The sequence below is a fragment of the Burkholderia sp. Bp9142 genome, assembly GCF_003853415.1.
Lineage (GTDB): Bacteria > Pseudomonadota > Gammaproteobacteria > Burkholderiales > Burkholderiaceae > Burkholderia.
This window is the reverse complement of sequence record NZ_QTPP01000008.1, coordinates 214,948-234,578: the sequence shown is the minus strand read 5'-3', so window position 1 is coordinate 234,578 and position 19,631 is coordinate 214,948. Positions and strand designations below refer to the sequence as shown.

At 66.6% G+C, this 19,631-nt stretch carries 20 protein-coding genes; 18 read left to right on the top strand and 2 right to left on the bottom strand.

Annotation, left to right across the window (positions count from 1 at the left end; genetic code table 11):
- The first annotated feature begins 51 nt into the window (after positions 1 to 51).
- The 4 genes from pqqB to pqqE are packed head-to-tail and all read left to right on the top strand — an operon-like array spanning position 52 to position 3,101.
- Positions 52 to 975: a pyrroloquinoline quinone biosynthesis protein PqqB gene (pqqB, locus tag DIE22_RS12125; RefSeq protein ID WP_124501537.1), complete on the top strand. Its 924-nt coding sequence runs from the start codon at positions 52 to 54 to the stop codon at positions 973 to 975.
- Positions 976 to 977: 2 nt separating this feature from the next.
- Complete coding sequence (gene pqqC / locus DIE22_RS12120; protein ID WP_124501536.1) at positions 978 to 1,697, top strand: pyrroloquinoline-quinone synthase PqqC; 720 nt, start codon at positions 978 to 980, stop codon at positions 1,695 to 1,697.
- Positions 1,694 to 1,975 (top strand): pyrroloquinoline quinone biosynthesis peptide chaperone PqqD, encoded by a 282-nt coding sequence (gene pqqD / locus DIE22_RS12115; RefSeq protein WP_006751646.1) that lies wholly within the window; start codon positions 1,694 to 1,696, stop codon positions 1,973 to 1,975. Before pqqC ends, pqqD begins: the two co-directional genes overlap by 4 nt.
- A 7-nt stretch (positions 1,976 to 1,982) precedes the next feature.
- Positions 1,983 to 3,101 (top strand): pyrroloquinoline quinone biosynthesis protein PqqE, encoded by a 1,119-nt coding sequence (gene pqqE / locus DIE22_RS12110; protein ID WP_124501535.1) that lies wholly within the window; start codon positions 1,983 to 1,985, stop codon positions 3,099 to 3,101.
- A 603-nt stretch (positions 3,102 to 3,704) separates the two neighbouring features.
- On the opposite strand, the gene DIE22_RS12105 is transcribed toward pqqE, so the two are convergent.
- Complete coding sequence (locus DIE22_RS12105; protein ID WP_124501534.1) at positions 3,705 to 4,109, bottom strand: hypothetical protein; 405 nt, start codon at positions 4,107 to 4,109, stop codon at positions 3,705 to 3,707.
- A 79-nt stretch (positions 4,110 to 4,188) separates the two neighbouring features.
- Here DIE22_RS12105 and DIE22_RS12100 point away from each other — a divergent pair, with 79 nt between their 5' ends.
- Positions 4,189 to 5,262 carry a helix-turn-helix domain-containing protein gene (locus tag DIE22_RS12100; protein ID WP_185640603.1) on the top strand — a complete coding sequence of 358 codons (1,074 nt, stop codon included), beginning with the start codon at positions 4,189 to 4,191 and terminating at the stop codon, positions 5,260 to 5,262.
- Positions 5,263 to 5,760: 498 nt separating this feature from the next.
- On the opposite strand, the gene DIE22_RS12095 is transcribed toward DIE22_RS12100, so the two are convergent.
- A complete protein-coding gene (locus tag DIE22_RS12095) occupies positions 5,761 to 6,057 on the bottom strand; it encodes a hypothetical protein (RefSeq protein WP_124501532.1) in 297 nt (98 codons plus the stop codon).
- A gap of 50 nt (positions 6,058 to 6,107) precedes the next feature.
- On the opposite strand from DIE22_RS12095, the gene DIE22_RS12090 reads away from it, so the two are divergent.
- The 13 genes from DIE22_RS12090 to DIE22_RS12030 all read left to right on the top strand — a co-directional run bounded on the left by DIE22_RS12090 (position 6,108) and on the right by DIE22_RS12030 (position 19,623).
- A complete protein-coding gene (locus DIE22_RS12090) occupies positions 6,108 to 7,184 on the top strand; it encodes a sugar transferase (protein ID WP_124501531.1) in 1,077 nt (358 codons plus the stop codon).
- Between the two features lie 187 nt (positions 7,185 to 7,371).
- Positions 7,372 to 8,553: a polysaccharide biosynthesis/export family protein gene (locus DIE22_RS12085; protein ID WP_124501530.1), complete on the top strand. Its 1,182-nt coding sequence runs from the start codon at positions 7,372 to 7,374 to the stop codon at positions 8,551 to 8,553.
- Complete coding sequence (locus DIE22_RS12080) at positions 8,550 to 8,984, top strand: low molecular weight protein-tyrosine-phosphatase (RefSeq protein WP_124501529.1); 435 nt, start codon at positions 8,550 to 8,552, stop codon at positions 8,982 to 8,984. Before DIE22_RS12085 ends, DIE22_RS12080 begins: the two co-directional genes overlap by 4 nt.
- A gap of 53 nt (positions 8,985 to 9,037) precedes the next feature.
- Positions 9,038 to 11,275: a polysaccharide biosynthesis tyrosine autokinase gene (locus tag DIE22_RS12075; protein ID WP_124605177.1), complete on the top strand. Its 2,238-nt coding sequence runs from the start codon at positions 9,038 to 9,040 to the stop codon at positions 11,273 to 11,275.
- A 66-nt stretch (positions 11,276 to 11,341) separates the two neighbouring features.
- Positions 11,342 to 12,574, top strand: coding sequence for a lipopolysaccharide biosynthesis protein (locus DIE22_RS12070; RefSeq protein ID WP_124501527.1), 1,233 nt, complete (start codon positions 11,342 to 11,344; stop codon positions 12,572 to 12,574).
- 28 nt (positions 12,575 to 12,602) lie between these two features.
- Entirely contained in the window at positions 12,603 to 13,802 is a 1,200-nt protein-coding gene (locus DIE22_RS12065) for a capsular biosynthesis protein (RefSeq protein WP_124605176.1), read from the top strand.
- A gap of 1 nt (position 13,803) precedes the next feature.
- Complete coding sequence (locus DIE22_RS12060; protein ID WP_124501525.1) at positions 13,804 to 14,334, top strand: serine O-acetyltransferase; 531 nt, start codon at positions 13,804 to 13,806, stop codon at positions 14,332 to 14,334.
- Entirely contained in the window at positions 14,331 to 15,299 is a 969-nt protein-coding gene (locus DIE22_RS12055; RefSeq protein WP_124605175.1) for a glycosyltransferase, read from the top strand. The genes DIE22_RS12060 and DIE22_RS12055 overlap by 4 nt, the downstream gene beginning before the upstream one ends.
- A gap of 54 nt (positions 15,300 to 15,353) precedes the next feature.
- Positions 15,354 to 16,436: a glycosyltransferase family 4 protein gene (locus tag DIE22_RS12050; RefSeq protein WP_124605174.1), complete on the top strand. Its 1,083-nt coding sequence runs from the start codon at positions 15,354 to 15,356 to the stop codon at positions 16,434 to 16,436.
- Positions 16,437 to 16,529: 93 nt separating this feature from the next.
- Positions 16,530 to 17,375, top strand: a complete 846-nt coding sequence (kdsA, locus tag DIE22_RS12045) for a 3-deoxy-8-phosphooctulonate synthase (protein ID WP_124605173.1) — start codon at positions 16,530 to 16,532, stop codon at positions 17,373 to 17,375.
- Positions 17,372 to 17,923 (top strand): HAD family hydrolase, encoded by a 552-nt coding sequence (locus DIE22_RS12040; protein ID WP_124605172.1) that lies wholly within the window; start codon positions 17,372 to 17,374, stop codon positions 17,921 to 17,923. Before kdsA ends, DIE22_RS12040 begins: the two co-directional genes overlap by 4 nt.
- Complete coding sequence (gene kdsB / locus DIE22_RS12035) at positions 17,907 to 18,710, top strand: 3-deoxy-manno-octulosonate cytidylyltransferase (protein ID WP_124605171.1); 804 nt, start codon at positions 17,907 to 17,909, stop codon at positions 18,708 to 18,710. Before DIE22_RS12040 ends, kdsB begins: the two co-directional genes overlap by 17 nt.
- Positions 18,688 to 19,623, top strand: coding sequence for an SIS domain-containing protein (locus tag DIE22_RS12030; protein ID WP_124501518.1), 936 nt, complete (start codon positions 18,688 to 18,690; stop codon positions 19,621 to 19,623). The genes kdsB and DIE22_RS12030 overlap by 23 nt, the downstream gene beginning before the upstream one ends.
- The last annotated feature ends 8 nt before the right edge of the window (positions 19,624 to 19,631 follow it).

Genomic DNA, 19,631 nt, shown 5'->3' with positions numbered 1-19,631 from the left:
TGCCGCCCGCAGCGACGGACACGATGCGGGCGGCACCGGGAGCACATGCAGATGAAGATCAAGATACTCGGCTCGGGCGCCGGCGGCGGATTGCCGCAATGGAACTGCAACTGCGGCAACTGCCGTCGCGCGCGGGCCGGCACCGACGGCATCGTGCCGCGCACGCAATCGTCGATCGCGGTCAGCGGCAACGGCATCGACTGGGTGCTGGTGAACGCGTCGCCGGACATCCTCGCGCAGTTGCGCGCCGCCCCCGACCTGCAGCCGGCCCGCGCGATCCGCGACAGCGCGATCGTCGCCGTCGTGCTGTGCGACGCGCAGATCGATCACGTGACCGGCCTGCTGATGCTGCGCGAGCGCACGTCGCCGCTGCCGCTCTACGCGAGCGCGCCGGTGCTCGACGATCTGTCGACGGGGCTGCCGCTCGTGCCGCTGCTCGGCCACTACTGCGGCGTCGATGTGCACCCGATCGCGCCGGGCGAGCCGTTCGCGATACCGGGTGCCGCCGGCATCCGCCTGACCGCGGTGCCGGTCGACAGCAAGCCACCGCCTTATTCGCCGCGCCGGGAGGCGAGCGTGCCGGGCGACAACATCGCACTCCTGATCGAGGACACGGCGACCGGCCGGCAGGCGTTCTACGCACCGGGGCTCGCCGACGTCGACGACAGCGTGCGCGCCGCGATGCGCGACGCCGATCTCGTGCTGGTGGACGGCACGTTCTGGACCGGCACGGAGATGATCGACCTCGGCCTGTCGTCGAAGCACGCGGCCGACATGGGCCATCTCGCGCAGTGCGGCGACGCGGCGCGGCCGGGGATGATCGACCGGCTGCGGCAGTTGCCGGCGCGCACACACAAGGTCCTCACGCACATCAACAACACGAATCCGATTCTCGATCCGGGTTCCGCGCAGCGTGCGCAGTTGCGCGAACACGGCATCGAGGTCGCCCACGACGGCATGCAATTCGAGGTCTGACAATGAACGCACCGATTCCCGCCGCGGCACTGCACGCGACGCCCTGGAGCGCGCAGGAGTTCGAGGCGCGCCTGCGCGCGCTCGAATCGCGCTACCACATCCACCATCCGTTCAACCGGCGCCTGAATAGCGGCGCATGCTCGCCGGCGCAGATCCGCGGCTGGGTCGCGAACCGTTTCTACTACCAGGTCAGCATTCCGCTGAAGGACGCGGCGATCCTGTCCAATTGCCCGGACCGCGATACGCGCAGGTTGTGGGTCGAGCGGATTCTCGACCACGACGGTCACGGCGGCCAGGAAGGCGGGATCGAGGCATGGGCGCGGCTCGGCGAAGCGGTCGGCATCGAGCGCGCGGAACTGTGGTCGCTCGCGCACGTGCTGCCCGGCGTGCGGTTCGCGGTCGACGCGTACGTCAATTTCGCGCGGCGCGCGCCGTGGCAGGAAGCCGTGTGCTCGTCGCTGACCGAGATGTTCGCGCCGCAGATCCACCTCGACCGGCTCGCGGGCTGGCCGTCCCACTATCCTTGGATCGAGGCGGACGGGCTGCAGTATTTCCGCAGCCGCGTGCCGCTCGCGCAGCGCGACGTCGAGCACGGGCTCGCGGTGACGTTGAGCCATTTCACGACACCGGACGCGCAACGGCGCGCGCTCGACATCCTGTCGTTCAAGCTGGATGTGCTGTGGTCGATTCTCGATGCGATTGAAAAGGCGTACCCCGCATGAACTCCAACGACGCCGTCAGCGGCGTGCCGCTGCGCCCCTCGCTGAGGGGCATGTACCGCCTGCAGTGGGAGGCGGCCCAGGATGCGTACGTGCTCCTGTATCCGGAAGGCATGGTCCGGCTCAACCCGAGCGCGGGCGAGATTCTCGCACGCTGCGACGGCACGCGCGAGCTCGACGACATCATCGACGAACTCGAGCGGCTGTTCAGCACGTCGGACCTCGCGTCGGACGTCTACCGCTTCCTCGATCATGCGCGACTGCGCGGCTGGCTCGACTGACATGGACATGACACCTCCTCCGAACCGGCCGTCCGCGCCGCTGTGGCTGCTCGCCGAGCTCACGTACCGGTGCCCGCTGCACTGCGCGTTCTGCTACAACCCGGTCGACTTCGCAACGCACGGCGCCGAGCTCGATACCGACGCGTGGCGCACGGTGATCAGCGATGCACGCGCGCTCGGCGCCGCGCAGATCGGCTTTTCCGGCGGCGAGCCGCTGCAGCGCGACGACCTGGAGGTGCTGGTCCGGCATGCGCGGTCGCTGGGTTTCTATACCAACCTGATCACGTCGGGCGTGGGGCTGAATGCCGCGCGCATCGACCGGCTCAAGGCGGCCGGGCTCGATCATATCCAGCTGTCGCTGCAGGATTCGACGCGCGAGCTGAACGATTTCCTGACCAGCACGCGCACCTTCGACCTCAAGCGCGGCGTCGGGCGGCTGATCAAGTCGCACGGCTATCCGATGGTGCTGAACTGTGTGCTGCACCGGTACAACCTGCCGCACGTCGGCCAGATCATCGAGATGGCGCTCGACCTCGGCGCGGATTTCCTCGAGCTCGCGAATACGCAGTACTACGGCTGGGCGATGCTGAATCGCGACCAGTTGATGCCGACCGCCGAACAACTGCGCGAAGCCGAGGAAACGGTCAACCGCTACCGGAAGCTCGTCGGCGAACGGTGCAAGATCCTGTTCGTCGTGCCCGACTACTTCGAGCAGCGGCCGAAGGCCTGCATGAACGGCTGGGGCTCGGTATTCCTCGGCGTCGCACCGGACGGCACCGCGCTGCCGTGCCATGCCGCGCGCTCGCTGCCCGGCCTCGCGCTGCCGAACGTGCGCGACCGGTCGCTGAAGGAGATCTGGTACGACAGCGATGCATTCAACGCGTTTCGCGGCGACGGCTGGATGCGCGACCCGTGCCGCACCTGCGACGAGCGCCACGCGGATCATGGCGGGTGCCGCTGCCAGGCGTACATGCTGGCCGGTGATCCCGCGGAAGCCGATCCGGTCTGTGCGAAGTCCGCGCATCACGGCCGGGTCGAGCAGGCCGTGCAATTCGCGCGACGGGCAGGGCGCCAGGACGAGCGTCCGCTGATCTTTCGCAGTGCTGCCAATTCGATCGGCCGTTGAGCGGTGCAGTCCGCCGTATTGATGCCGGTCATTCAAACGCACGTTTGATGCGTGCGCGGCGCATTCGTGTGCCGTGCCGCGCGTGCCCGCCCGAGACAGATTTCCCCCATTCGACCGACGCACGACGGTCATGAAAACGATTCGACCGGGATGCGATTCGGTTCGAGCACACGTCGGACGAGAACGAGATCGCATGCGAAGAATGCATGCCGACAATTCCTCTGAATGATAGAGGATTCACGTGGCATATGAGTCTCGAGTAATCCCGGGTAATGCTGCGTGATCCAATGTAATCGTTCACCGGTAAATCCGTTTCAATGATAACGTTTGCGCGGCGCTATTCCGGCGGATTCGACGATGACATCGATATTTCATTGTCGATGCGAGACGACACATTGTCTGAATTTCCATTCGCGTTCGATGAAAATTGCCGTATCGGACGGTTGTGCGAAATCGAAGCGTGTACGATGCAAACGCGGCATCACCGATTCGCATACCGCGATTCCTCGACCGAACTCGCTCAATTCGGTTGACTGCCGCCCGCACGACGTTTAAAGCCGGTGCGTTCGGCTCCGGCGTAAACATTCCGCGGAAATACTCGTTTCATCGGAGTGGTGGCCCGGATTCGGGCCTGGCGGCTCGCCAGCGCGGGTTGCCGCGTGCTCCGCTGACCGGCCTGCTTAACCCGAACCTGCGCGGTATCCGACCATGCACGATTGAAACGAACCCCGACAGTGGCCGCGCATTGACGTCGCGATACTGTCCCTTCGTCCGTTCCGGCAGTGCCAGCCGGAATGGATGACGCATTCCACTGATTTCGGCCTTCTCCGTATTCATCTGGAGATAGGCTGGCCCCCAATATCCCGAATCAAATTGCGGATCGTTGATGCATGTCAATTGTTCGCGAATTTTCATGAATGTATTTACGTCAGACGTGACGAATCTCAACAAATAGTGCCATACCACCGGCTTGATTGATTCCGACAACAACACGGCGAAAACAGACATTGGGAAATCGGCGGGCAAGGGTCGCCCCTATGATGCGGCGCAGAAAACAACGAATGTAAGAAATTGTTAAAGGGCCGAAATGATGCAAACAGTGTCGAATCATTCATCGACGGGGTTAAGCGTGAATCGTGGTAGAAGCGCCGGCAACGGGCATCAACGAGCAAGCGTAATCGTACTGTTGCTCGAAGGTTTCTCCATCATGCAGATGGGCAAGCTGGCGGCCGTTTTCGAACTCGCGAATCAACTCGGACGCGCCGACGGCGCATTCACCGACCGTTACGAGTTGCGGTTGTATTCCGTGCATGGCGGCCCGGTTCGCTCGTCGTCGGGCGTCGGCATCTGGACGGAAGCGGCCCGCACGCTCGAAGCAAGCACGGTGCACGCGATGTTCGTGTTGAGCGGTCAAGGCGGGATCGACACGCTCGACGAGCAGTTGATCGCGTGGCTCAGGCATGCGCACCAGCGCGCGCGCGTCGTTCGAGGCAGCCATGGCGGCCGCAAGTTGCTCGCGCAGATTCATCTTGCGCAGAAAGAGGTCGAGAAGGCCGCGCCGGCCGCGGACGGCGGCGGCGCCGCCGCGTTCGCGGGACGCGATGACGCCGAACTGGCCGGCGACGAAGACGACGGGCCGTTCTCCGACGCGTTGTCGATCGTCCGGGTGGACATGGGCTACGAAATCGCGCAGGAAATCGTGATGTGCATGGTGTCCGGCGCGAACCGCAAGCTGACCGACGTGCTGTTCGGCGCACGGGTCGCGCGCGCGAGCACGTTGATCAGGATGGCTGCGCATCACCTGCGCGTCAACAGCGAGAACCGGATTTCCATCGCCGACGCGGCGCAGGCCGCCGCGATGAGCGAGCGCAATTTCCTGCGGCGCTTCAAGAACGAAATCGGCGTCACGCCCACCGAGTTCGTGCTGAGAATTCGCCTCGAAAAGGCGTGCCGCATGCTGATCGAAACCGATCTTCCGGCGGACAAGGTCGCGCGACGCACGGGCCTCGGCAGCGGGGACCGGATGGCGAAACTCTTTCGCCAGCACTTGCAGACTTCGCCGACCGAATATCGGGCGGCCGCACGAAAAGGCGGCGACGCGTCGACGGACATGCTGTACGCATCGGACCTCGGCGACTGGATGAGCGACGCACCATTCTAGACGGGCGATTGCAATTCGCCGTGCGCCGCCATTCGGCGAAATGGTATTGCGCGGATTCAATTCGATATCCGGATATTAATGTTCCGTCCGAATGACGGTGCCGTTATTCGGGCGTGAAAAATGCCGGATATAAACCGGTCTCCATGCGACGAAGGCGGATTCGGCCACAATCGTGGCGCGGTCCGACACGAGGCGCTCAAAACCCATTTCCACTGATTAAGTTATCGACTGGCCTTTCGAGGAGGCGGCACCCCGGCACTCCTCGGAATTTTGCCTGCCGTGTCGCCGTGAGCGCACTGTGCAGGCCTTTTTATTCGTCGAGCGAGCATCCGGCCGGCCGATCCGGCCGATGCTCGCTTGCAGGTTTGGGGTAGCGCCAGGCGATGCATGCGCTGCCCGATGCGCCGGCAATGGCGAGCGCGATGAATTGCAAATCGACATGAATCGACGTGCCTCCCGAGCGATTGAAATTCGAGCATGAATCGCTACGTGCGCACGTTATTCGTGCATCGCATATGGATCGCTTGATTCGTGAAATCGATCGAATAATTCGCGTGCGAAATCGGCCTTGATTTGTTCCGCCATCAACAAGGCGAATTCGGACGCGGGCGATAAAAGCACGAGTCGCGACGAATATGATGCACTGCGGAAACGTTGAAACGACGGTTTCGCAACGAGCGCGCCGCGTGGAATGCGCATCGCATCCGGCCGGGATCGTGATGCTTCGGAGCCGCGGCAGGCCGCCGCGGCGAAATCGAGTGGACGACCGGGCGACATGCGTGGCAGACGTGACATGCCGCTGCACCGCGAACGGACGTTGGATGATGAATTAGGAGTTCATATCAATGAATTCGTTGATCAATCGAGCGACCGATATCGGACTGATCGTGCTGGGCGCGTTCATTCCCGCGTTGATCGGTGCCACCGGCGGTGCGCGCGGAACCCTGTTCGACGGTGCGCTCGTCGCCTTTGCCGCCGCGCTGGCGCTGTCGGTATTTCCCGCGTGCGGCATCTACGAGGCCGCGCGCACGCGCTCGGCGCTGCACGTGCTCGGCCGAACGGTGCTGGCCTGGATCGTCGTGCAGGGCATGAGCACCGCGCTGCTGTACGTGCTGCATCGTGCGCACGTGCTGTCGAGCGAGTGGTTCGTGTACTGGACGCTCGCGAGCGGGATCGGCCTGATCGCGTTCCGCGCGCTGACGCTCGCGATCTTCGGGATGATCGAGCGCGCGGGCGACCAGGTACGTGCGGCAGCCATCGCGCACGCGGACTTGCGCGGGCAGCGCGAGATCGGCCACCGGACGGTCGGACGCATCAAGCGGATGGTCAAGCGCAGCTTCGACCTGGTAGGCGCATCGTTGCTGCTGGTCATGCTGGCGCCGGTATTGCTGGGCATCGCATGGACTGTGCGGCGCGACGGCGGCCCGGCGATCTTCGGGCACGAGCGGGTCGGCCGCAACGGCCGGCGGTTCAAGTGCCTGAAATTCCGCTCGATGGTGACGAATGCCGATGCGGTGCTCAAGGCGCTGCTGGAGCGCGACGCCGACGCCCGCGCGGAATGGGATCGCGAATTCAAGCTGAAGAACGATGTCCGCATCACGCCGATCGGCCGCTTGCTCCGCAAGACGAGCCTCGACGAACTGCCGCAACTGCTGAACGTGCTGAAGGGCGACATGAGCCTGGTCGGGCCGCGCCCGATCGTCGAGGCCGAACTCGAGCGCTACGGCGTCGACGTGCGCTACTACCTGATGGCGAAACCCGGCATGACCGGGCTGTGGCAGGTCAGCGGCCGCAACGACACCGACTATTCGACGCGCGTATCGCTCGACGTGTCTTATGTGCGCGAATGGTCGCTGCGCCGCGACATCGGCATCTTGTTCCGGACGATCAACGTGGTGGTGCGCGGCTCGGGTGCGTATTAGCGGCTGCCGCGCGCCCGTGCGCCGCGAAGGATGCGCGGCGGCGGCGCGTGACGACGGCAGGCACGGCGGTATTCAGCAGCAGGCAGTGGCAGCAGGCATGTCCGGTCTCGACAGGGGTGCTGTACTCGCGGTCGACACGACGCGGGGCGACCGGCGCAATTTCAAATTAAAAAAGTGCGAGGTAGTAATGCAGAGGTTGCGTCAAATGGAGTCGGCGCGCGCGTGCGCGCCGCGCCGACCGTCGCGTGTCGGTCCGCTCGTGATGATCCTGCCGCTGTGTGCCTTGCTGGGCGCGTGCGGCATCGCGCCGGGCATGCGCATGCAGCAGCCGGCGTCGATTCCGCTACAAAGCGGTGCCACGCCGGCCGACAGCGCCGCGCTGCCGGTTCCGGTCACGAACATCGACCTGACGCTGATCCGGCGCATGCGCGATACCGAACGCAGTACGCGCGGCGAAGTCCGCGATATCGGCGTCGGCGCGCCGCCGGACGCGTACACCATCGGCCGCGGCGACGTGCTGCAGATCACCGTATGGGACCACCCCGAACTCGCGGCGGCGCTTGGCGCGCCGGCGCAGGCCGCGCCGCGCGCGGCGGATGCGCCGCCCGGTTTCGTCGTCGACCAGGACGGCACGCTGCAGTTTCCGTTTGCAGGCCGGCTGGCGGTCGCCGGACTGACGGCCGAGCAGGTGCAGACGCAGCTCACGCGCCGCCTCGACAAGACGTTCAGGAATCCGCAGGTCACCGTGCGCATCGCGTCGTTCCGCGCGAAGCAGGTGTACATCGAGGGCGAGGTGCATACGCCGGGCTCGCAGTCGGTGAACGACATCCCGATGACGCTGTATGACGCGATCGGCCGGGCCGGCGGCTTTTCGGCGGCGGCGGACCAGAGCCGCATCGTGCTGGTGCGCGACGGCGTCGAGCGACGGATCGACCTGACCGAGATGGCCGAGCAGGGGCGCAATCCGTCGAAGATCGTGCTGCGCAACGGCGACCTCGTGCGCGTGCTGCCGCGCGACGAGAGCGGCGTGTTCGTGATGGGCGAGGTCAACAAGCCCGTGACGGCGTTGCCGATGCGCAATGGCCGGTTGACGCTGAGCGAGGCGATCGCGCAGGCCGGCAGCCTGAACGCGAACACGGCCGATGCCGCGCAGCTCTATGTGGTGCGCGGGATGCAGGACGAGCAGCCGCAGGTGTATCACCTCGATGCGCGCTCGCCGGTCGCGATGGTGCTGGCGAATCAGTTCCAGCTGAAGCCGAAGGACGTCGTGTACGTCGACGGCAACGGGCTCGTCCGCTTCAGCCGCGTGCTCAGCCTGTTGCTGCCGGCCATCAACGCCGGCCTGACCGCGGCGATCGCGACCAAATGATGGAATCGATCCTGATCGTCTGCGAGGGCAACATCTGCCGCAGCCCGATGGCCGAAGCGATGCTGCGTCAGGCCATGCCCGGGCGGCGCGTCGCGTCCGCCGGCCTGAACGCGCTGGTCGGCATGCCGGCCGCGCCGTATGCGCAGGACGTCATGCGCATGCGCGGATTCGACGTGTCGACGCATCGCGCGCAGCAGATCGCCCGCTCGCTGTGTACCGATGCCGACCTGATCCTCGTGATGGACCGCCGGCAGCGCACGTCGCTCGAGAACCAGTTCCCGTTCGTTCGGGGACGCGTGTTCCGTCTCGGCGAGTACACGGATTTCGACGTGCACGACCCTTACCGCCAGCCCAGATTCGTGTTCGAACGCTGCGCGCGCCTGATCGAACTCGGTGTGACCGAGTGGTCGAAGCGCCTGCGCATCGTCTGAAGCGGCCGTTGGTCGATGCCCCACTGGAACCCAATACGCCTCATATCGTTGCCATGACCCAACCCTCCGCCCCGCAGCAGCACACCGCCGAAGACGGCAGCGAGACCGATTTCGTCGCGGTGCTCGACATCCTGCTGGAAAGCCGCTGGCTGATCGCGACCATCACGTGCGTGCTGCTGGCCGCTGGCCTTGCGTACGCGATTCTCGGCAAGCCGGTGTTCGAAGCCAACATCATGGTCCAGGTCGAGGACAGCCCTGACACGTCGGCCGCCAAGTCGTTGCTGGGCGATGTGTCGGCGCTGTTCGACGTCAAGTCGTCGGCGGCCGCCGAACAGCAGATCCTCGCGTCGCGACTGGTCGTCGAGCGCGCGGTCGACAAGCTCAACCTGTTCATCGACGCATCGCCGAAGCGCTTTCCGATGATCGGCGACTGGATCGCGCGCCACCGCGACGGCCTGTCCGATCCCGGCCTGGCCGGCTTCGGCGGCTACGCGTGGGGCCGCGAGCGCATCGACGTGCCGCGGTTCGACGTACCGCGCAAGAACGAAGGCGACGCGTTCACGCTGACGAGCCTCGGCGGCAAGCGCTATCGGCTCGAAGGCGGTGATCTCGACGCCGCGGTCGACGGCACCGTCGGCGAGCTCGAAACGTTCCGCTCGCCGCGCGGCCCGATCACGCTGCAGGTCGCGTCGATCGCCGCGAAGCCCGGCACCGCGTTCGTGCTGGTCCGAAACTCGCGGCTGAAGACGATCGAGGACATCCGCGACCGCCTCAACGTGCAGGAGCGCGTGAAGCAATCGGACGTCGTCGTCGCCAGCCTGCAGGATACCGATCCGAAATGGGTCAGCGACACGATGAACGAGATCGGCCGCCAGTACGTGCGGCAGAACATCGAGCGGAAATCGGCGGAGGCCGCGCAGTCGCTCGAATTCCTGACCGCGCAACTGCCGCAGCTCAAGCAGCAGCTGACCGATTCCGAAGCGCGCCTGACGAAGCTGCGCAACGAGCACGGCACGGTTGACCTCACCGAGGAAGCGAAGCTCGCGCTGGCCCAGACCGCCGACGCGAAGACGCGCCTGCTCGAGCTGCAGCAGAAGCGGCAGGAGCTGATGTCCCGCTTCACCGAACGGCACCCGAGCGTGGCCGTGATCGACGAGCAGATCGCCGCACTGAACGGCTATCGGAACACCGCCGAGCTGCAGATCCGCCGCCTGCCGGACCTGCAGCAGGAAGCCGTGCGGCTGATGCTCGACGTGAAGGTCAACACCGACCTCTACACGGCGCTGCTGAACAACATGCAGCAGCTGCAGCTCGTGCAGGCCGGCAAGGTCGGCAACGTGCGTCTCGTCGATACGGCGGCGGTGCCGGAAGTGGCGGTGCGCCCGAAGAAGGTGCTCGTCGCGCTGGCGTCGCTGCTGCTCGGGCTGCTCGCGGGATGCGGCACCGCGATCGTCCGCTCGATGCTGTTCCACGGCATCTCGGATCACAACGAGATCGAGCGCCGTCTCGGCCTCGCGGTGTACGCGACGGTCCCGATCAGCGAGCATCAGCACGACCTGGCCGAGGAAGCCGCGCGCAAGAGCGGCCACAAGTCGATCCTGTCGATCGACTTCCCGAACGAGCCGGCCGTCGAGTGCCTGCGCAGCCTGCGCACCGCGCTGCAGTTCGCGATGCTCGAGGCGAAGAACAACATCGTGCTGATCGCGGGTCCGGCGCCGGGTGTCGGCAAGACCTTCCTCTCGTCGAACCTCGCGGTCGTGATGGCGAGCGCCGGCAAGCGCGTGCTGCTGATCGACGGCGACATTCGCAAGGGCCGGCTGCACGACTATCTCGGCTTCCCGCGCGGCCACGGCTTCACCGAGCTGATCGCCGGCAGCGCGCGGTTGGAGGACGTGATTCACCGCGAGGTGGTCGACGGCCTCGACTTCATCTCGACCGGCACGATGCCGAAGAACCCCGCGGAACTGCTGCTGAACCGCAATCTCGCGGCGCTGGTCGGCGAGCTGTCGTCGCGTTACGACATCGTCGTGATCGACTCGGCGCCGGTGCTCGCGGTGCCGGATACCGGCATTCTCGGCGCGGTCGCCGGCACCGCGCTGCTCGTCACGATGGCGGGCAAGACGAAGCTCGGCGAGATCAGCGAATCCGCGAAGCGCTTCGCGCAGAACGGCGTCCGCCTGAACGGCGTCATCTTCAACGGTGTCAATCCGCGGCTTGGACAGTACGGGTACGGGTCGAAGTACGGCGGTTACCGCTACGTCGCCTACGAATACGGGGCGCAAGATGCGTGATGCGCGCAGCGCCGCCGGCGGCGGCCCGGCCCGTGCATCCGGCCGCACGCGGCGCACGGAGGCGAGATGATCAATCCGCGGGATTCGATCGTGTCGCTGGCCGGCGTCGTGGTCGGGCAGATCGCGCTGTTCGTCTGCATCTTCGTGATCGGACGACGCTTCGGGCCGGCGTCGCTCGGCCACTTCAACTACCTGCTCGCGCTGGCGACCTTCGCCGGCACGCTGCTCGCGTTCCGCTACGAACTCGCGTGCGTCGACGACGCGCCGGGCGAGTCGTTCAACGCGTTCGTCAACGTGACTGCGCTGAGCCTGGCCGTCGTCGCGGTGTTCGGGATCCTGATCGCCGTCGCCGGACGCGCGGATCTCCATCTTGTCGCCGTCTATGCGCTGGCGTCGTTCGTGCAACTGGCCGCCGGATCGTATCTGAACAGCCTCAGGCGCTACGGATGGATCGCGCTGTCGCGCGTGGCGGTCAACGGCGCGTTCCTCGCCGGCCTCATGCTGTCGCTTGCGTGCCCCGCGTGCGGGCAGGTCGACGTGTTTGCGCTGTACGCCTGGGTAACCGCGGCGGTCTCGATCGTGATGGCCGCTGCGATCCTGTTCTCCGGCTATCGGGCCGGGTATTCGTTCCGCCTGTCACGCGGGTTCTTCGTCAGGAATCGCCGCTTTGCGCTGTATATCCTGCCGTCGACGCTGTGCGCGTCGGTGTTGACCTACGCGCTGTCGATCGCGATTCCGCACTGGTTCGACGCGCAGAGCGCCGGCTACTTCGCGGCGGCTTACCGGCTCGGGTTCTTTCCGGTGTCGCTGATCGCGCAGAGCGTCGGCGGGGTGTTCCGCCGCGACGCGATCGGCGCGATGGCGCGACCGGACGCGGGCACGACCGTGCCGCGCGTGTACCGGACCTATGCGCGCGCGCTCGCGGGCCTCGCGGCCGTGTACATGGCCGGCGGGCTGCTGCTGTTCGCGCCGCTCGTCAACCTGTTCTTCGGCGAAAGCTGGCGCGGCTCGGTCGGGTTCTATCACAGCCTGATGCCGCTGTTCGCGCTCCAGCTGATCTACGTGCCGCTGTCGCAGATCTTCCTGGCGACGCGCGCGCAGCGCATCGATTTCCTGTTTCAGCTGACCTGCGGCGTGTGTCTTGCGGGCGCGCTGGGCATCGCGCGGCTGATGAACCTGTCGGCCCCCACGAGCGTGCAGGTTTTTTCCCTGACCGGCGCGGCGCTGATGGCGGCCGGTATCGCGCTGACGTACCGGGTCCTCGACACGAACCTGTCCCGGTCCCGGGCGCTGGCGTGAGATCGCCGATACGACGAACGAGCACACCATGATCCTGATAGTCATCGATTCCCTCGAGCGCTACTATTTCGCCACCCGCCTCGTGAACGCGGTGCGGCACGAGTACGAGTTCGCGTTCCTGACGAGCGAACCGGTCGCGCATCTCCGCCTGTTGCTGGGCGGCTTCCGGTCGGTGTACCTGAACCGGCTGATGCCGATCGACGTGCCCGACGGCCAGCCCACCGACCGCACGCCGTACCAGCTGTCGATCGAGGTGCTCAACGGGCAGATGACCGAGGCCCGTGCGAAGCGCGAGTCGGCGGCGATCTTTCATATCGCGTCGGAAGTCCTGCGCGGCCTGCGGGTCGAGCAGTGCGTGATGTGGAACGGGCAGCAGCTGGTGTGCCGCGCGGTGCGGCAGGCCTGCGCGGTGCACGGCGTCGCGACCCGCTTCATCGAGATCTCGAACCTGCCGGGCAAGCTGTTCGTCGATTCGCTGGGCGTCAATGCGCTGTCGACGATCAGCCGCGATCCCGAGGTCATCGATCGCCTGCCGCTGCCCGACGAGGACACGCATGCGCGCTGGCTGTCGGCCTACGAACGCTACAAGCGGATGCCGCTGCCGCAGGCCCGGACGTCGTTCGCGCGCAAGGCGATGTCGGCGACCAACTACCTGCTGAAGGCGGCCAGCCGTGGCGTCGGCCGCCGGCGCCTGGCGAGCGTGCGCGCGCGCAACGGGATGCCGGCGCCGCGACAGGCCAGCTACCTGCCGGCCGACACGCTGGCGACCTGCCGCTATGTGTTCCTGCCGCTGCAGGTGTCGGGCGACACGCAGATCAAGTTGCATTCCGACGTCGGCAATCTCGACGCGATCCGCCACGCGTTCGAGTTCGCCGCGAACGAGAGCGCCGACCTGTTCGTGAAGCTGCATCCCGCCGAGACCGATGCGGCCGAGATCGCCGCGATCGTGCGCCTGCAGGAGACCTATCACTTCGAGATCGTCACGTCGCCGACCACCGACCTGCTCCGGCATGCGTATGCGGTCGTCACGATCAATTCGACGGTCGGGCTCGAGGCGATGCTGTACGGCAAGCGCGTGGTGTCGCTCGGCCGCTGCTTCTACAAGGAATTCGACCGTGAGCGGCTGCTGAAGTACATCCATTCGTTCCTGGTCGACGGCATCGACTATTTCGGCGCCGCGCGCATTCCTGCCGATGCGGCCCGGCGCGTGTTCGCGAGGCGGCACTGACATGGCCGTCACGTTGCGACAGACCGCCGAGGCGATCGCCGAAGACTGCCGCCGCAATGCGTTCTTGAAGACGCGCAGCGTGGTGATCTTCTACCGCGTCGTGCATTACCTCGCGTGCCGGAGCTGGTTCACGCTGCTGGCCGGCGCGCCGCTCATCGTGCTCTACATCGTGCTGTGCGACTGGCTGATGGGCATCGAGATTCCGGTGAAGACGAAGATCGGCAAGGGGCTCGCGATCTATCACGGCACCGGCCTCGTGATCAACGGCTACGCGGTGATCGGCGATTACTGCACGCTGCGGCACGGCGTGACCATCGGCAACACCATCCAGAAGGACGGCACGATCGGCGGCGTACCGACGATCGGCGACCACGTCGAATTCGGCGTGCACAGCGTCGTGCTCGGCGCGGTTCGCGTCGGCGACCGCGCGCGGATCGGCGCCGGGGCCGTGGTGCTGCGCGACGTGCCCGACGGCCGCGTGGCCGTCGGCGTCCCGGCGCGCATTCTCGACAACGGGCAGGTACCGAAATGAAAGTGTTCATTCTGCATCCCGGCAAGGCGAACTATCCGGAGATCGCCGCCTACGGCCGTCGGCTGAGGACGCACGGGTTCGAGGTGTTCGACGGCGATCTCGATGCGTACATGCGCTTTCCCGATCGGGACGCCTGCATCCTGTGGTGCATCATGGGTTTCTATCGCGCGCTGCCGCCGGCGCGGTTCGTGATTCACGACTATCGGTCGCTGTCGGTCGGGCGGCTCGCGGCCGTCAAGGACCGCGTGAAGCGCGTGCTGAACGTCCGGCCCGACTTGCGGATCTTCCAGAACGAGCGGATGCGCGACGCGATGGCGTTCCGCGACGGCGTGCGCGCGTTGCTGCTGCCGATGGGCGTGCCGGACTGGATCTTCAATCCGGGCGACGGCGAAGCGACCGACAAGGGCAACGATGATGCCGCGCAAACACCGTCCGGGCGGTTCTGCTATATCGGCGAGATGAGCCGCGAGCGCGGCTTTCACAAGGTGCTGGCCGCCTACCGCGACGCGCGGCGCGACGAATCGGACACGCTCGTGCTGGTCGGTAATCCGGAGCCCGAAATCCGCGCGGCGTTCGTCGACACGCCGGGTATCCGCTTCGTCGGCCGCGTGCCGCAGCCCGACGCGCTGCGCATCGTCCGCGACAGCGAATACGCGGTGTGCTTCTTTCCGTATCACAGGCCGCATTGCTTCCAGACACCGACGAAGCTGCTCGAATACGCGTCGCTCGGCAAGAAGATCGTGTGCAACGACGCGCCGTCGAACGTGCGCACCGCGCACGAGCTCGGCATCCAGTGCCACGTCACCGGCGCGACGATCTTTGACGAACTGTTTCCGCTGTCGCGAATCCGCGCGACGCGCCCCGACCCGGCGGCGATGAAGTCGCTCGAATGGGGGCGCGTGATCGAGCGGTCGGGCGTGCTCGCGTATATCGATGCGGTCGCGGGGCGCGGGCCCGGTGTCTGACGACGTCATTCGCCGTCGGTGCGTGACGGCTCACCTCTCATGGAACGGATCCCGATGAAGATCGTCCACATAGTCGAATCCAGCGCCACGGGCACGTTGTCGATGGTGCGCCTGATCGCGAATCGCCTGGCTCGCGAAGGCCACGACGTCCATGTCATCTACTCGGTGCGGCCCGATACGCCGCCCGGTCTTGCCGCGATGTTCGACACGCGGGTATCGCTGCGCCACGTCCAGATGAAAGGCGCGGGCCTGTTGCGGACAGTGGGCCGGCTGCGCGCGGCGCTCAACGAGATCGGTCCGGATGTAGTGCACCTGCATTCGTCGTTCGCAGGCTTTCTTGGGCGGCTGTCGACGTTGTTCGCGCTGCCGAAAGCGGCGTTCTTCTACAGCCCGCACTGCATTTCCTTCATGCGTCGCGATATCTCGCGCCTGAAGCGCCTGGCGTTCGTCGGTCTCGAATGGGTCGCGTGCGTCCGGAGATGCCTTTACGTCGCGTGCTCGGAAAGCGAGGGCCGCGCGATCCGCGCGTGGCTTCGCCAGCCGGTGGTGGTGGTCGAGAACGCCGTGAGCGACGCGCCGTCGTCCGAGCGTTCGGGCGACGCCGAGCGACCGGCGGAAGGCCCGCCGTGCATCGTGACCGTCGGCGGCATCCGCGCGCAAAAGAATCCCGAGCTGTTCGCGCAGATCGCGCACGGCATGCGTGCGCGCGGCGCGCGCTTCGTGTGGATCGGCGACGGCGAGGCTGCGGAAAAGGCGCGGCTGGCCGCGGCCGGCGTCGAGGTCACCGGGTGGCTGCCGCACGACGAGGTCGCGCGGCGGCTCGAACGCGCGGACGTGTATCTGTCGACGTCGTCGTGGGAAGGCATGCCGGTGTCGGTCATCGAGGCGATGCTGGCCGGCCGGCCCGTCATCGTGTCCGACTGCGCCGGCAACGTGGACGTCGTGCGTCATCTGCAGACCGGCGTGATCTACGCGAGCGCGGCCGACGCGGTCGCGTGGCTGGCGCGTCTCACCGGCGACGACGCGCTGCGCCAGGAACTGGCCCGGCGGGCGAGCCGCGAGGCGCGGCAGCGCTTCGGCGAGGAGCGCTTGTTCGGGGAGCTCGCGCCGCTCTATGCTGCATGGGTGGCCCGCTGACGACAGCATCCGGCTGCGATCGACCGGCGCGATCGCGCGGCATCCGCTGCGGCGCCACGCGTACACCGCTGCCTCAATTTCGTGGAGAACTGTATGAATGTAACCATTACCCCGGACGTCACCGTCGGCAACAACCTGCCGTTCGTCCTGTTCGGCGGCCTCAACGTGCTCGAAAGCCTCGACTTCACGCTTGACGTCTGCAACGCGTTCGTCGATGTCACGCGCCGTCTCGGCATTCCGCTGGTGTTCAAGGCGTCCTTCGACAAGGCCAACCGCTCGTCGATCCACTCGTATCGCGGCGTGGGATTCGACAAAGGGCTCAGGATCTTCGACGAGGTGAAACGCCGGTTCGGCGTGCCCGTGATCACCGACGTGCACGAAGTATGGCAGGCCGAGCCGGTCTCGCAGGTCGTCGACGTGCTGCAGGTGCCGGCGTTCCTCGCGCGCCAGACGGACCTCGTGGTCGCGATCGCGCAGACCGGCAACGCGGTCAACATCAAGAAGCCGCAGTTCATGAGCCCGACGCAGATCGAGCACGTCGTGTCGAAGTGCCGCGAGGCCGGCAACGACAAGGTGATCCTGTGCGAACGCGGCTCGTCGTTCGGCTATGACAATCTCGTCGTCGACATGCTGGGGTTTCGCCAGATGCGCGATGCGACGGGCGACTGCCCGGTGATCTTCGACGTCACGCACAGCCTGCAGATGCGCGATCCGCGCGGTGCGGCGTCGGGCGGCCGGCGGCGCCAGGTGCTCGATCTCGCGCGCGCCGGGATGGCGGTCGGGCTGGCCGGGCTGTTCCTCGAAGCGCATCCGGATCCGGACCGCGCGCGCTGCGACGGCCCGAGCGCACTGCCGCTCGCGCTGCTCGACGCGTTCCTGCAGCAGGTGAAGGCGGTGGACGACCTGGTCAAGCGGCTCGAGCCGCTCGATATCCAGTGAGCGGCGCGACGTATCGCGGGCCCGTGCGCCTGGTGCTGTTCGACGTCGACGGCGTGCTGACCGACGGCTTGCTGCATGTGACGGCGGAAGGCGAGTTCATGAAGAGCTTTCACGCGCACGACGGCGTCGCGGTCGCGTTGCTGCGCGCGCATGGCATCCGCACCGGCATCCTGTCGGGCAAGCACAGCGGCGCGCTGGCGTGGCGCGCGAAGCAACTCGGCGTCGACGTGCTCGTGACCGGCTGCGACGACAAGGGCGCCGGCTACGCGAACATCAAGGCGCAACAGCAGCTCGACGATCACGAGATCGTGTATGTCGGCGACGACGTGAACGATCTCGCGGTCATTGAACGCGTTGGCGTGTCGTATGCACCGGCCGATGCGCATCGGCTCGTCCGCGCACGCGTCGACCATGTCGCGTGCACGGGCGGCGGCCGCGGCGTCGCGCGCGAGGTGGCCGAGCACCTGCTGACCGATGCCGGGCTGTCGCTCGACGATGCGTACCGGCCGTTGCTCGAACAATGGAGCGGTCATGATGTCGTTCAATAACGGCCGGCCGGTGCGCGTCGTGATTCCGGCCCGGTACGGTTCGACGCGGTTGCCGGGCAAGCCGCTCGTCGATCTGGACGGCGAACCGATGATCGTCCGCGTGCATGCGCGCGTGCGCCGCGCGCTGCCCGATGCCGACATCGTCGTCGCGATCGACGATGCACGCATTGCCGATGTGCTCGACGCGCGCGGCATCCGCTTCGCGATGACCGATACCGGCCATGCGTCCGGCACCGACCGCGCAGCCGAAGTCGCCCGCATGTTCGGCTGGCCCGGCACCGATGCGGTGCTCAACGTGCAGGGCGACGAACCGCTCGTGCCGACGGCGCTGCTGCGGGCATTCGCAGCCTTCTGCGGCGCGGCGCCGGACCTCGGTGTCGCGACGGTCGCCTGCCCGATCGGCGAAGTCGCGCTGCTCGACGAGCCGGCCATCGTCAAGGTCGTCGTCGATCGCCGTGGCCGTGCGCTGTATTTCTCGCGCGCGGCCATTCCGTTCTGCCGCGACGGGCGGCCGGCGGAGGCGGCCGGTTCGGACGGCCTGTTCCTGCGGCACATCGGCCTCTATGGCTACGCGAACGCGACCTTGCAGGCGCTGGCGAGCGCGGCGCCGTGCGAACTCGAGCAACTGGAGAAGCTCGAACAGTTGCGCGCACTCTGGCTCGGCATGCCGATCGACGTGATGCGCTGGCCCGATGCGCCGCCCGCCGGCATCGATACGCCCGACGACGTGGCGCGGGTCGTCTCCCTTCTCAAACGGCAAACCCATGATGCAACAGAACCATATTGAATCGGCCCGCCAGGTCTTCGAGATCGAGTCGCGGGCATTGGCCGGCGTGGCCGCGCGACTGGACGCGAATTTCGAAGGAGCGGTCGAGATCATCCTCGCCTCGAGCGGCCGCGTCGTCGTGTGCGGGATGGGCAAGTCCGGCATCGTCGGCAGGAAGATCGCCGCGACGCTGTCGAGCACCGGCACGCCCGCGTTCTTCATGCATCCGGGCGAGGCCTATCACGGCGACCTGGGAATGGTGACGCCGGACGATACGTTTCTCGCGATTTCGAATTCCGGCGAAACGGACGAGGTGATCAAGCTGATCCCGTTCCTGCGCAGCAACGGCAACGACCTGATCGCGCTGACCGGCAATCCCGCATCGACGCTCGCGAGCGCCGCGCGGGTCCATCTCGACATCGGCGTCGAACGCGAGGCGTGCCCGCTGCAGCTCGCGCCGACCGCGTCGACGACGGCGACGCTCGCGATGGGCGATGCGCTGGCGGTCACGCTGATGCGGGCGCGCGGCTTCCAGCCCGAACACTTCGCGCGCTTCCATCCGGGCGGCTCGCTCGGCCGCCGGCTGCTGTCCACGGTCGACGACGAAATGGCGCGCGGCAATCTGCCGTTCGTGACGGAGGCCACGTCGACGCTCGACGTGCTGGATGCGATGACGCGCGGGCGGCTCGGCCTTGCGATCGTGAAGCGCCACGCCGGCTGGGGCATCGTGACCGACGGCGACATTCGCCGCGCGATCGAGCGGCATGGCGACGGCGTATTGCGGCGCACGGCGGCCGACATGATGTCGATCGAGCCGTCGACGGTGCGGCCCGGCACGCGCGTCGAGGATGCGTTGCTGCTGATGCAGCAGCAGCGGATCGGTGCGTTGCTGGTGGTCGACGACGGGGATGTCGTCGGCGTGTTCAAGAAGTAGGGCGTTTG